Genomic DNA, 15125 nt, shown 5'->3' on the forward strand with positions numbered 1-15125 from the left:
CAACGCGTGAACGCATGTTAAATTGAGGTACGGAGCGGCGAGAGGTCGGTGAATGTCGGCTGGTTGCCCTTCTAATTCAATTGATGTGCGGGAGGCTATACGGTGAAATCGAGAATCGGAATTCGCAAGATAGGCATGAAATCGAACTTATGGCTGATAATAACCGTTCTGCTTGCATGGACAAGCACCGCCGGGCTCGGGACTGCACCCGGGCGGGCGGCAGCGTCGGCGGGCGAAAAGATCGTTTACGACGATCAAATAAATGAGGCGTTCTCCGACAACAGTTGGGCGCAGATTGACTTGTCCGCATCGGATGAGGTGCACGGCGGAGACCGTTCAATCCGTATGGAGCCGAACGGCGACGACGGTCTCTACCTGTACAGTGATCGGATACTGAGAACGGCCGACTACCCGGTCCTGGAATTTTGGGTGCACGGCGGAGAGAGCGGCGGTCAGCAGCTCGAGCTCGTGCTGCAAGCGGGCGGTGAGCCGGTTGCCGCGTTGCCGCTGGACGCAGCGTTGTTTGGCAAGGGCAACTGGCAGAAGGTGACCATCGATTTGAAGCAATATGTACCAGGCGGACTATTCGACGGTATTCTGATCCGGGGAACCGCCAGCGACCCGCAAGCTGCCATTTACTTGGACGATATCGTGCTGATCGAAGGAGCAGATGAAGATCCGGCAGGGGGCGGCGGGGACGATCCGGTCGTCGTACCGGACGAACAGGAGGAACCTGCCGGCGGTGAAGGAGGAAATCCGGGCGGCGGTGGGACGGGAACGCAAGACTACCCGGAAGCAGGCATTACGATATATGACGACTATACGCTGAATCCGGCGTTCCAGGATAACAGTTGGGCGCAGCACAATTGGCAGGACACAGCTTACGTGCATGCCGGAGAGAGCGCCGCATCCTTCAATCCCGGCAATCGGGGAGGCCTGTACATGTATAAGGACAGCGGCGGCGCGGTGGATGTGAAACATCACGACCGGCTCGTATTCTGGATCAACGGTGGAGCAGCCGGCGGCCAGGCGATTGAACTCGTGCTTAAATCCGGGGGTGAGGAATCCGCGCGCGTGAACATTGGCGGCTTCATCGAAGGCGGGCGGATTCCGGCGAACAGCTGGACGCCAGTGACAGTAGACTTGCAGGCGCTGCAACTGAAGGACGGCATTTTCGACGGTATTCTGCTGCAGGGAGCGAAGGATGAAGCGCAATCGCCTGTCTACCTCGACGATATTCGCCTCCTTGAGAAATACGTAGCCCCGCCGGCTATGGTCGAGGGAGTTCTCTCGCAGTACGGGCTGGCGCTGGCGCCGGGGGATGTCTCCAGCGTGAACTTTGAGGCCCGTTATACGGATGGATCGAGCGTCGATGTCAGTCCTCAGGCGGCATGGTCGTCCAGCAATCCGAACGTGGTCGCGGTGGACCAGGGAAGGCTGACGGCAGTTGGCAGCGGCCTGGCGAAGATTACCGCTGCCTACGGAGATGCGACGGCCTCGCTATACGTTCAAGTGACGGCATATGACACAGAGACCGTCTACGACGACCGTCTTGCGTCCGGCTACAGCGACTGGAGCTGGGGGACGCAAAATTTCGCGAACCAGACACCGGCCGCCTCAGGCAGCCGATCGATCTCGTTTGCGGCCAAGGGGTATGAGGGCATTTGGATGCATCGTGACACGATCATGGACCTCACGAACTATTATGGTCTGACACTGAACGTATATGGGGGCTCTGGGGGCGGACAGCACTTGCGGGTCAACTTGATGGACGGCCGTAATTTCGTCGGCGATTTTGACTTGTCCAAGCAGCTTCCTGCGGGCGTGCCGGCAGGTCAGTGGACGGAAGTGAAGCTGAAATTCACTGATCTGGGCATGAGCGGCGACCTCAGCTTTGACGGCATCGTCATTTCCGCGTGGGGGGAAGAAGACCAGGGTACGGTGTATTTGGACGATATCAGCATGCTGAAAACAACGGCTGTGATACAGCTTCCCGCCCCGGAATTGCCGGCCGTGCAAGTGACGGTTGATGCCTCGCAACCGCGCCGTACGCTCAGCCCCGGCATTTTCGGCTTGAATTTCGAAGATTCGCCGTCTGAGAACTATTCGGAGGTGGCCGTGCCGATCAAGCGCTGGGGCGGCAACCAGATGACGCGCTACAACTGGCAGCTCAATACGACGAATCGCGGCGGAGATTGGTATTTCCTGAACGTACCGTACGACGACAAAGCTCCGTCCGACCTGCCTGAGGAGTCGCTGTCCGACCGATTCATTCAAGATTCGATCGATACGCATACGGACGTGCTGCTGCAGATCCCGACGATCGGCTGGACGCCGAAGAGCCGTGAGATCGGCTGGAGCTTCTCCGTACAGAAATACGGGAAGCAGCAAAGCAATGAATGCGATTGGGGCGAGGCATGGTGCAGGGAGGATGCTGGCAACGGGAAGAAGAAGGATGGCAGCTACTTGACCGGCAACGACCCCGAGGATACATCGAAGCAAGTCGGACCGGCGTTCATCAGCGATTGGATTGCGTACTTGCAGAACCGCTTCGGCGACGCCGTGCACAACTACGCGCTGGATAACGAACCGATGTTGTGGGGCCATGCCCACTGGGACGTTCATCCGCAAATGACGACGTATGACGAAGTCTGGAATTACACGCAAGAATACGGGCAAGCGATCAAATCCGCCGACCCGCAGGCGAACATATTCGGTCCTGTGCCATGGGGATGGTGTGAATACTTCTATTCAGCGGCGGACGGCTGTTCGCCGGGTCCGGATATGGCGGCGCATGGCGGCAAGCCGTACATGGAATGGCTTCTCGGCAAGAACGAAGCGTACCGTCAGCAGAACGGCCATCGTCTAATCGATACGTTGGATATTCACTACTACCCGGCGGAAGACAACATTGCTTTCTCCAGCGATGAATCCCCCGCCATGACGAAGCGGCGGTTCAACTCGCTCAAGTCCTTGTACGATCCAAGCTTCGTCGATCCGTCTTCATGGATACAGGAGCCGGTGCGGCTCCTCCCGCGGATGCACGAGCTGATCGACAGCACGTCGCCGGGCATGAAGCTGTCCATCTCCGAATATAACTTCGGGGATGGCAGCGGGATCGGAAGCGGTCTGGCCCAGGCGGAAGCGCTGGCGTTGTTCGCCCGCGAAGGCGTCGATTACGCCATGCGCTGGGGGGCGCTCGAGGCAGGCACTCCGCTGGAGGATGCGTTCAAGCTGTATCTGAACTATGACGGACACGGAAGCCGAGTGGAAGGAGAGGTCGTCAGCACGGCCAGTTCGAACAACGATGCGGTTGGCGCTTATACGATCGTATCTCCACAGGGGCAGACCTTCGTGCTGCTGTTCAACAAAGATTCTGCGCCTCGGCAAGCCGCTCTGGCAGCGGATCTGAACCTTGCGGAGACGGCCGAGGTGTATCGGTTTGAATCGCGCAAACGCCTATACCGGGCGGACGACATGCAAGGCACATCTGCTGGCTTGTCGCTCACGCTGCCGGCGAAGTCGGCTACGCTGCTTGTCATGAAAGAAGGATAGGAAATCGAAGAAGCTCTTTTCCGCCGTCAGGTTGCGCGGGAGGGGCTTCTTCTTTGCATGGAAAAGGGGGTTTACCGATACCCGTTTTCCCCTTAGAATGAGAGGCATAGGCTGACATAAATCGAATGGATTTCCAGCAATAGGGACGAGGTGTGAGCGTGATCGATTATACGGTGGACAGCAACGGCGAACACAATAGCGCATTTATGGCAGAGCGTGACCCCGAGCTGGCGCGATTCAATCGCTATTTGGCGGAGGGAATCATCGACGATAAACGGATTTGGAACCTTTACGGCACGGCCGGAACTGGCAAAAGCTTTCTGCTTGATGCCTATCGCCGGATGGCGCAGCGCTCGGGCGCAGCGATGCTGTTTGTGGACAGCCGGGACTTCAATCACACGAGCGAACAGTTCATCTGGCGGCTGCTCCGGCAGTTGCAGGCTGGAAGAACAGATGCTTCGAGCAGCTTGCTGGAGCGGAGGTCAGAGGCGCTGGAAGCGTGTTTGCACGACGAGATCCGCAGCACCTCGGACAACAGGAAAGTCATCGTAGCACTGGATACGTATGAGGAAATGAGCGAGCTGGACGGATGGCTGCGGGAGCAATTTGTCAAGCAATTGCCGCCAAACGTCCTGGTTCTGATCGCGGGGCGATACAAGCTGAAGGATCAGTGGATCGTCGTGCCGACTTTGCGCGAGCAGATCCTTTACATGCCGCTTGATCATCTGAGCGACGCAGCTTCCGAAGGGTATCTTCGACGATCAGGCATCATGGATGGCGACCAGATTGCGCGCATTCAGATGAAGACGCGCGGGCACCCGCTTGCGCTGTCGCTGGCCGCGTTCATCGGTACACAAACGGATTGGGCAAGCGGCCCAACCGGCGATGCGGAATGGTTCGAACATTTGCTGAAGGTGTGGCTGCGGGAGGTGCCGGAAGCTTGGCTGCGCCAATTGGTGGAGGCTGCTGCCGTATTGCATCACGTCAATCGCGAATTGCTGCAATATATATTGGATAAGGAAATCGACGATGAAGCGTTCGGGCGCTTGATCGGGCTGTCGTTCGTCCGCAGGACGGACAGGGGCTGGATGCTGCACGACTTGGTGCGCGGTGCCATGCGCAAGCAATTGGAGGAGCGTACGCCAACGTATTATGAGAATTTAAGAGGGAGGGCGGCGCTTTACTTTGCAGCTCGTATTCGTCGTTCGTCCGCCTTTCGGAACACGGAATGGGAAGTTGGGGAACTGTACTATTACACGGGCAGCGGACTCGTGCGTACGTCGGTTCAGGTGAGAGCCCGGGGCGGATACGCGTGGGAAACGCTGACGGGGGAGAACGCAGGCGAGGGCGAACGTTATCTGAATAGAAGGAGAGATGCCGCCACGCCGTTGGCGCTATCCGTGGTCGACCCGGATACGTCGGCCCGATACGAGAGTTCGGAGGGCGAAGAAGGCATGTCACTGGCGGTGAAGAGCCTGGATTTGCGCAGGTGGATTGCGCTGGATTCCCGCTCTGTCATGCTGCTCAGATCCGCGGAAGGGGAGGCCGTCGGATTGGCGGTGATCGTTCCGATTCATGCGAAGACGCTTGATGACTTGCGTGGCGACCCGTTCGCCGGTCCTTATCTGGCTTCGCTGCCGCCCGCTGAATACAAGCAGCTCGCGGCCCAGCCTCCCGAGCAAGCCGGGTGGTTCATTCGCTCGATTGATTTTGCCGACTGGAGCAATCCGGATCTGATCGTGGAAGGTCTATTCCTGATGTTCTCCCACATGTTCCGTGGAGGGCTCTTCGTTGCTTCGCCGCCGCCGGCGCCATTCTTCGGGGAAGTTCACCGGGCGCTCGGATTTCGGGATGTACCGGGTTTGCTGCATCGGAACTATGATGGGCGAACGCCGACGCCGACTTTCTTGATGGATACACGTGGGGAGAAACTGGAGGATTTTCTTGGGTTTCTGCTGAAGCAAGGCGGAGTTTCCAGCGGGACGACCGCGCCCGGCGGGCTGGACGATCGGCTGACGGAACGGGAACGGGAACGGGAGGTGGCCTCGCTCGTACTGGACGGTTTGACGAACGCCGAGATCGCCGCAGAGCTGTATGTCAGCGAAATTACGGTGAAGAAGCACGTAAGCTCGATCTACAGCAAGTTGTCCGTAAAAGGCCGCGGCCAATTGATCAAACTGCTTGTCGGGAAATCCGGCATCGCCTGATCATCAAGGCCGAAGTTGCGGGCCAGATCGGGCCTCCAAAACTGCAAAAAAGCGGGGATTTTGTAAAAAAGCCTCTTTTCTGAAAAATTCCTTTCGCAGGAATTCGTGCGCCCACGACTCTCCGCCAGATAGATCATCGGAGTAGCAACAAATATTTCATCTCTCAAAAACCAAGGAGCTAAGCGGCCTGTTCGCTTGGCTCTTTGGTTTTTTGGCGCGCAAAACTATACGTCCGTATAATATCGCCACCGAGCAATCCGGTGTTACAGTGAATGTCGCAGCATTCAAATTCATAAAGGAGCACAATCGCATGGTTGATTATGACGAACATCGGACAATCGAAAATCCGATGATCGGAGACCGGGTGACATTCGTGAAAGCCTCGGCGGAAACGGATGAATGTTGAGAAAAAGCTGATGAAAGCCTATTTGAACGGCTAATCACGAGAGGAGCGCGACAAATGTCGAGAAAAATGATCATTGGATCCACGTTTTATTTTGTAATCGGAGTATTGATGGGGATGGGCATGTCGATGTCGGAGAACTACACGCTCAGCCCGGTGCATGCGCATATTAATTTGCTTGGCTGGGTGTCCATGGCGTTAGGCGGGATGCTGTATCATGTATTTCCGGCTGCGGGGGCATCCAGGCTCGGCAAGTGGCATTTCTGGCTGCATATGATCGGCATACCGGTCATGATGGCAGGGCTGGCCAGTATGCTGCTGACGGCAAGCACCGCTTTCATTCCTGTGGTGTCCATCGGAGGCGTTATGGTTGTTGTGGGAACGATTCTGTTCTCGATCAATGCGGTAAAGTATGTGCGCTGAGCAATCACAGTCGCTATGCCAGATGAAGGGGTGAAATGAAATGGGTCGCATTACTCTGAGGATGTTGAGTCTGTTTCTCGCTATATCCGTTGCATGCAGCAGTTTGATGCCGCAAACGTTCGGATCTCCTGCGACAGCTTCGGCACGCACAGCCATAGATGAGGCAGCGGATAACATGTTTCGCAGCCTGCTGGCCGGGATAACGCCCGAATCGCTTTTGGCGGCTTCCGCCAAGCTGGAGGCGCCGCAGCTCGATCCGCTGCCTGCCCTTACGAACGAAGAGAGCTTCGTCGTTGCCGGCAGCGCTGCAGCCGGCGCTGATGTTACGGTGACTTTCAGTGTATATAACGGGGACATCATCGAAGAAACGACGATCGAAGTCGATGAAACGGGGCGCTTCAACTACTTGCAGTGGCTTTATGACGAGGGCGTCTTTCAGATCAAGGCCAAGGCGGAACTGAATGGCGAGACCAGCGAAGCTTCGGTTCCGGCCATGATAGAAGTGGATCGGACGGGGCCTGAGATGGTAGAGGATGAGCGCTGGCAGCCTGCTTATCCGACTGATTCGGCCGTGCTGTTGCAATGGTCGCCGCCTCAAGTGTCGGACGGCAGCGGCGGTAGGATCGCCGATCCTTCGGTTGTGGGGTACCGGATTTATGACAAGACGGGCCAACTGCTGAAGGAAACGGCTGACACGGAATACTTGATGGCTAACCTTGCTTCAGGGAAAGCGTATACATTTCAGGTTTGTGCTTTCGATGCGGCGGGCAACGAGTCAGGTGAGCGAGGCATCTATGCAGGCACTTCTCCGGCTGGCGAAGTGAAGCTGACAAGTGCGGGTTTCCCGGGAACACCGCTTCTTCTCCGGGATGGCAGCGCTGTGTGGTACGTGGCGGAAGAGTCATCGTTTCTGCATCGCATCCATACGGAGACCGGCGTTGACGAGGTCGTGAACGTGACGTCTGACGGACAGGCGCTGAACGGAGATTTGAAAGATCTGGCGGCGGACCGTTCGGGACAGGTCATTGCATTCGCTTCGAAGGCAACCAATCTGGCTGTCGCAGCTCCAACAGATGGGTCCCAATACGCTGTATACGTCTATCAGGTGGATTCAGGCAAAGTCACGTTGATCTCGAATCCGGCATTGCGAGCGGAGGAACCTTCGCTCAGCGCGGATGGAAGCCGGGTTGTCTTCGCCGAAGGCGGTCAAATCTACGCGTATGACGTGATCTCACATACGAAATCGTTGATCAGCCATACGGCCGATCAGTTGCCGGGCAATGGCGTCAGTGAGATGCCGGCATTCAGCGGCGACGGCTTGCACGTCGCGTATTGGACGACATCCACGGATTTGCAGGATGCGTCCGATCCTGACGGAACCTATGCGGTTGCGGTCTACGATATGGCTGTCGGCACGCACGTCTGGATCAGCGGGTATGCCAAGCGACTCAGAAAACCGACCCTCAGCAACGACGGCCGATTCGTGGCCGTGAGTGTGGGATTTAGCACCGGTTGGAATAAACTGTGGGCCATCGATCTCAGGGACGCCGACCCGGATCATTGGTTCGACGATTTTTTTCCCGACAATCGAAGTTCGGCGGATCGGAAGGATAAGAGCTACCTGGCAACTTCCATGAGCGGCGATGGTCAATATGTGGTCGCAACGCTCCACGACAATAACCCGACGGGCAGCATCTATATTACGAACTATGCAGAACGGTTCGATCGGGATTCCGGCCAAGTGGACAGAATCGGGAACCCGGCCATGTTTGCGGAAAATGCCCAGATCGACGAGCTGGGCAACCGGGTGTTGTACGTTCGCGACGGTGAGATGTACACCTACTGCTACGGGGAATGCCAACAGCAGCAATCCGGCACTGCGGTCGATTCGGCGTCATGGTCGGTGCAAGACGGCGATCTTACGTTCAGCAGTGTAAATCCCGGAGGTACCGTAACGGTTACGGCATCTGGGAATCCGGGGCAGGCGGTTGTCGCTGACATCGAATATCATGAGATGGCAGGCAGCGACCCCGCCCAGACGAGGACGGCTGCGCGAACGATCACGATGACGGAAACGCCGGCGGCATCCGGTTTTTATCGTGCGGTCTTCACGGTTGCGGACGGGATGACGCAGATCGATGCGATCACGGCGCGATTGACCAACAGCCCGATCGGCAAACCCGCTGCGGGACTGCCGCTGCGCGTTGCCGGCAAGCTGTCGATCGATATTGCCACCGCGTATCCCGGCCTCCTGGGCTCCGCCTGGTTCGACTTAACCAGTTCGAATGCCAGCGCGACACGCAAATCGCTTGCCGCTGGCGTTACGCACTATGACTACTGGTGGCCGGCGGCTACCGATACCGCGGTGGTCTTGACGGCTGCGGGTGGAACGGAGCTCGCCCGGCAGGAAGGCATCGTCGTGAACAAGGGCGCCGTGACGACGGTGAGTCTGTCGCCAGCGGAGATCTCCTCTTCTTTGACCGTCCAGGTATCCACCGATCGCGGAGCGTCGATTGCGGCGGAAGTGCGATTCATGGACGAGGGCGGAACGGAAATCGCGCGCATTCCGACCGACGGGCAAGGGAAGGCCTTGCTGACAAATCGGCATGCGGGAGAGCGAATTCGAGTCACCGTCATACCGCCCTCCGGCTATCAAGCGCCTCCGGAGCAGACCGTAATGCTTGCGATCGGCGGCACGGAACTGTCTATGTCGCTCGTGAAGCTGCAAGATGTTTATTCGCTCAGCTATTCAAAAGAAGTGGGCAATGGCAGCGATAAAGCGCCGGTCATCGACAGCGATGTGGTCTTGACGGTGAAGGCGGCTGCCGGACGCGCGGTGCGCGCGAAGTTAAGCAAGGACGTGCGGCAGGTTGATGGCACCGTAGCCGCTGACCAGGAATGGCTGATCTTGACGGAAACGGGGCCGGCGTCCGGTTACTATCAAGCAACGTATCGGATTGCGGAAGGCACAGCCGCGCTGAACGAATTCGCGCTGGAGATCGACGGGGTACTGCAACCTCAGATATACCCGATCGGACGCAGCATAGCCAGCCGCTTGCGGCTTGCCATCGATGCTCCGCCCAATTCGGAGAGCGAGCAGTGGCTCGAGAACGCCGTGATCAACGTGCTGCATACCGGCACTTCTTATTATGCCAGTACCTATGGGATAGAGGGGCAGGAAAGAAGCCTGTTGGTCGATGTTCCTTACCCGAACTCCCAGTATCAAGTCGTACTTGGCGCCCGGAACGCTTATAGCGACTTGACCTATGTGACTTCGCCAGGAAACGGGCAAACGGCGGATGCAGACGCCGTTATCGTTCCGCAATTCCAGTTTGAATATCGCCTGAAGGCGAATCAAGCCGAAGTGGGCAATGCTGTCGTTCAAGCGACACTTCGCGATGCTGTCAGCCGTGAAATCTTGTGGTCGGGCAATTTTTACAACGAGGCAGTCGCTAAATTCAGGCTTCCGCGCGAAAGCGCGGGTCCGGCATCGCTGGAGCTGACGGCGGCGGTGGCAGACCCGGCTTACGAGAAGGCGACGATCACCTTCCCGGCCGACGTTAGAACCCGGAGCATGGACATTGCCTTGCCGAAGAAGCCGGAAGCGCTCCTTCAGGGCCGCGTACTAGGAAAGGACGGAAAGCCGGCAACCGGCAGTACGGTCACGATTTTGGTCGGCAACGGCAGTGCTGACTTCACCAGAACCTACACCCTACTGACCGATTCTAATGGCGAGTACAGCAAGCGGGTGCCTGTCGGGCCAGTTCAGCTTCGAGCGAAGAACACAGTCGGTTCCGGCAGTTTGTCGAAAGCCCTCACGTTGGACCTATCGGGCGATCAGAACGTCGATCTGCAGTTGCAGGACCTCGCCGCGGTCACGCTTCGCTTATACGCCCGGCTTGGCGGCGGGGCCTGGGATGGGCCGATTGAGCTTGATTTTGCGACGAATTATCATTTGTACGTTTCGCCTCAGTTCAGCTATTCGATCTTCCGGGATGGCGTATATCAGGCCTGGGCGACGACCGGCGATACGGTCCGTATATGCGCGAACGGCGTTGAAGCCGGCTTGCCCAGCGAATGCGGGGAGGCGATCGTCGGGGCGGACAACAAGGCGGACATCGAGGTCAGGTTGGAGAATCCGGGCGGCCAGGCGTCCTTTCGCGCCTACGATCTGAATGGCGAGCTGCTGAATTACTTGGATGCGACGCTGTACGACTTGGACAACAAGGACGTCAAGAATGAACAGTTGTTTCTTGACCCGGAGAGACAGCAGTTTTACGCACCGCTCACAAGCGGCGGAAACAAGCGGATGATGCTTAGAATCCCGTATACGAATAACGCGGCTTCGGTTCAGTTCAGCGCCCAACCCGGCGGAGTTGTCGCGCTCGGGGACATTCATTTGCAGCCTGCGGGATATTTCGGCGGTGCAGGCAACGGCCTTGAAGCCGGCGTCGACTGGGCGACGCCGGGCGGCCGCATCTCACTCCGCGCTGTATACAAGAATTCCGTCACGGCGACAGCGCAAGGCGCGGTCATGGCGATTGATTTGCCGAAGGAAGTTGAGTTCGCTGCGGGCACGCTTGTGCTGAATGGCAAGGCCGTGGAACCGAGCTTGTCCGGAAGAACGCTTGAGATTCCGCTCGGAGATATTGCCGGTCTGAGCGACGGCAGCATGCAGCTGCAATTGAAGATGGCCGGCAGTGTGGATGCGAGCCAGATCGCGATTGTCGGGAAAATGACATATAAAGATGTCCAACTGAAAGCGCAAGAGCAAATTTTCGGAACGGCGGTGTTGAGCGTGACGCCGGTCACGATGCGAGCACCTGAGATCGTCACGAACCCGCAGTTTGAAGTCAGCGGCTACGCGCCTGCCGGATCGGAGGTTACCGTGTACGATAACGGAGTTGCCGTCGGTCAATCCCCAGTTTCTCCAGCAGGAACCTGGACACGATCTGTCGATTTAGCCGAATCGGATGCCAGAAGGCATCAGCTTACGTCAGAGGCGACGGTCGGCGGCGTTCGTTCGCCGGGAGCGCGCGCCGTTGTCATCTACGATCCGAACGATCCCGGGCTCGAGACGGTGTCCATGCAGCAGCAGCAGGGCCGATTGGTCGCGTTTGATCCGGCGAGCGGCGTTGCCGTCTTTCCTTATGTCGTCGTTCCAGGAAGGCCGTTCGTATTCGAACTGAAGTTCCGGGACGCGTCGCGCATTTCCGATGTGTATGTCCAAATGGGAGATAAATCTGCCCGCGCCCAGTTTGTGGGTGGCAACTATCAGGCGGTACTGCCGTTTACGAACAACCTGGGGCCTGTAAGCGTCGATTACCGTAAGAAGCCCGATGCGGCCGCGGTTCCCGCCGAACTGCCGACGGAAGAGGCATATCGGAACAGTCTGCCATCGCCGCTATCCGATTACCAAGTGGAATGGAAGGCAGGGCCTGGAGAGACGGCCCCGGACGGCAGCATCATACCTGCGGGTTCAGCATCTTTTCAGACCAAATTGAATGGCAAGATGACGGCTCGGATCAACATCAGCTCTGTACCCGTCGATTATACGCCCAGCGACAAAGAGCTGCGGCAAGCGCAAGCAACGGGAATTGCCGTCTATGGGTTTTCGATGACCAGATCGGTGAGCGATACAGGCATCTCCTTGCGGGTCTCCGCGTACGTACCGATGGGAGCCGGGTCGTTCTCGGCGGGATCGAAAGGGCAATCCCGCGTTGCGGCGCTGGCGGTTCAAGAAAAAGTGGCGTTGACGACGATGGAGTTTGCGCTGAAAGCAGCGAACCAAGGGGTTACGATTCGGGATCTCATACAAGGATTTAGCGATGCCGTTGACCCTGACAGCTTTGAAGCGCGGGCAAATGCAGCGCTGGAACGGGCGAAGCAAATCTGCGATCCGGCGGCGAGAGAGTATTATGTGGATTTTGCCAAGGAAGTTGCGGCAGATATGCTGATGCACAATATGGTGAAGTTCGAGCTTAGCATGGCGGCATTGGTTCTAATCCCGGGCGGATTTATTGGACTTGGATTCTGGGGCGTGAGCTATTACATCGGCCTCAAGCTGGATGAAGTCGCGAATAATGAGCTGACCGAGCTTGAAGATCATCTGAGGAATTATAACAGCGAACTGTGCAAAAAGAAGAATCCAATCAATCCGGTAGCCGAACCGAAATATATTTGGGACCCGAGCGGATATGTCTATGAAGGCATGCCGGACAATCGGGTGGAAGGCGCAACCGCCACCGTGTTGGAAAAAGACGGAGCTTCCGGCGAGTGGAACGTCTGGGATGCCGAGTGGTACGGCCAGACGAATCCGCTTGCGACGGACGCTCGCGGGCAGTACGGGTGGGATGTGCCGGAAGGCAAGTGGAAGGTCAAGTATGAGAAGGAAGGCTACGTGGCGGCGTACAGCGATGAATTGGATGTGCCGCCTCCGCAGCTTGAAGTCAACGTCCCGCTTGTCTCCTATGCCGCTCCGCTTCCGGAACGGGCGAAGGCAGCTCCAGGCGGCGCTTATGTGGATGTCTATTTCAGCAAGCCGATCGATGAGGCATCGATCCAGCCGGATGCGATAACGGTCGCGTCCGAATCGGAAGTGGATACGCCGATCGTGGGGACAGTTCAGGCTGTGAATCCGGTCGAAGCGAATGGTCAACGCCTGTCGAGCGTGATTCGCTTTACGCCGAATGAAGCGCTTGCCGACGGAATGTATCGGGTTAGGGTATCCGAGGCGTTGGCCAGTTACGCAGGCGTAGTGATAGACTCCGCCGCGGAGCTGCACATTCGGGTCACGGCCAGAGATGGCGAGGCACCGGACGAAGCCGCGAATGTGACTGTCGGCGTTACCTTCGACAAGGCCACCATTCTGTGGCGCGATCCGTCCGATGACGATTACACCATGGCGCACATTCGTTGGAAGCAAGCCGGAGAGGCGGCTTACGGAGCGCCGATCGAAGTCGGCAAGGGCACCGAATGGGCGCAAATCAACGGCCTGCCCCCCTCCGCCGGTTATGAATTCATGGTCACGACGGTCGACGACGCCGGTAACGAATCGTCAGGCGTGACGGCCAGCTGGACGTCAGCCGCCGATTGGCACGCGCCGCTGCCGGTCACTAATCTGAAAACCGTTAGCGTATCGGATAGCCGAATCGCGCTTACCTGGAAAGATCCGTCATCCCCCTCCGCCGATCTGGCGAAGCTGCGGCTGTCGTGGGCCAAGGCGGATTCCTCCGATGCGCTGCAGGAAGGCGAAGCGCTGCCTGGTGCCGAGTCGTTCACGATCGCGGGGCTGGCGCCGGCGACCGAATATAGGGTGTCGATCGCTGCGGTTGACCGCGACGGCAATATCTCGTCCGGGACGTTCGTGCAAGTCCGGACGGCATCCGCAAGCGCAGGCGGAACCGGCGGCAATAACGGCACTGGCGGCGGACCGATCCATAACGATCACCCCGCCGCAAGCCCGAAAGAAACAAAGCTGGAGATCGATGCCCAAGGTGGCAGCTTTGAAGCCTTCGACGGTTGGCTCGCATTGACGGTGGAGTCGGGCGCTTATCCGGCTGCCTCGACCTTGATGCTCACGCGGGGAGCAGCGGTGGATCGTCCGCTTGCTGCCGGCTACACCCGGATGTCGGATGTCTTGGAAATTGCAGGCGCGGCCAAAGCCGCCCCAGGCAAGCCGCCGCAGCTTACCTTGCGGCTCGATCCGGCGGTCATCGGCAAAGTAGACCCCCGAAAGTTTGGCCTGTATAGGCTGGACCCAGTTGCGGAAGCCGGTTGGACCTATGTGGGCGGCGTCCTGGAGAAGGAAGCGTTCCGCCTGACAACGGCCGTCCCGTCCGATGGAACCTATGCCGTCCTGCTCTATGAACGTTCGTTTGCCGATCTGACCGCACATTGGAGCAGAGACGAGGTTGCGGTGCTCGTCAGCCGCCATCTGGTGGATGGCCTGGGCGCCGACAGCTTCGAGCCGAATCGTCCGATTACGCGGGCGGAAGTGACGAAGCTGCTCGTAAGCGCGATGGAGCAAGGGAAAAGTGCAGCAACATCCGGACAGGGGGCGCCAGTCGCGATTTCTGAGGATGAGACCGGGCAGTCGATCCTGACACCGACGTTCTCGGACGTACCGAGCGAAGCCTGGTATGCCTCTTATGTACGGAAGGCAGCCGAGGCGGGGCTTGTGTACGGGGATAACGATCGCTTCCGGCCGAACGATCCCGTGACCCGCGAGGAACTCGCCACCTTGCTGCAACGTTTCGCAGAAATGCAAGGATTCGAATCCGCAGCGCCTGCTGAAGAGGCATCGGCACTCGATCGTTTCGCGGATGCGCAGCATGTGTCCGTTTGGGCGCGGGAAGCCGTGGCGCTGGCCGTACGCCAACGCTGGATGCAGGGCATGACGGAGACCGAGCTGGAGTCGTTCGGTCAAGCGAACCGCGCCCAGGCCGCATCACTGCTCTTGAGGGTGCTGACGAGTCTGGGCGCCATCGAGCAATAAAGTTTTCAGGTAAGCAAGCGGCGCGAAATCCAAGATCCCG

Annotated in this window: 4 protein-coding genes; all 4 read left to right on the plus strand. The window is 58.1% G+C overall.

Annotated features, from left to right (window positions below):
- Nucleotides 1-102 precede the first annotated feature (102 nt).
- The 4 genes from ABE504_RS21185 to ABE504_RS21200 all read left to right on the plus strand — a co-directional run bounded on the left by ABE504_RS21185 (nucleotide 103) and on the right by ABE504_RS21200 (nucleotide 15085).
- On the plus strand, nucleotides 103-3555 hold the full coding sequence (locus ABE504_RS21185) for a glycoside hydrolase family 44 protein (protein WP_430092361.1): 3453 nt from the start codon (nucleotides 103-105) through the stop codon (nucleotides 3553-3555).
- A 158-nt stretch (nucleotides 3556-3713) separates the two neighbouring features.
- On the plus strand, nucleotides 3714-5762 hold the full coding sequence (locus ABE504_RS21190) for a LuxR C-terminal-related transcriptional regulator (RefSeq protein ID WP_430092363.1): 2049 nt from the start codon (nucleotides 3714-3716) through the stop codon (nucleotides 5760-5762).
- A gap of 460 nt (nucleotides 5763-6222) precedes the next feature.
- A complete protein-coding gene (locus ABE504_RS21195) occupies nucleotides 6223-6588 on the plus strand; it encodes a cytochrome-c oxidase (protein WP_430092365.1) in 366 nt (121 codons plus the stop codon).
- 40 nt (nucleotides 6589-6628) lie between these two features.
- On the plus strand, nucleotides 6629-15085 hold the full coding sequence (locus ABE504_RS21200; protein WP_430092367.1) for an S-layer homology domain-containing protein: 8457 nt from the start codon (nucleotides 6629-6631) through the stop codon (nucleotides 15083-15085).
- The last annotated feature ends 40 nt before the right edge of the window (nucleotides 15086-15125 follow it).

Source organism: Paenibacillus oryzisoli, assembly GCF_050467285.1.
Classification (GTDB): Bacteria; Bacillota; Bacilli; order Paenibacillales; family NBRC-103111; genus Paenibacillus_E; species Paenibacillus_E oryzisoli_A.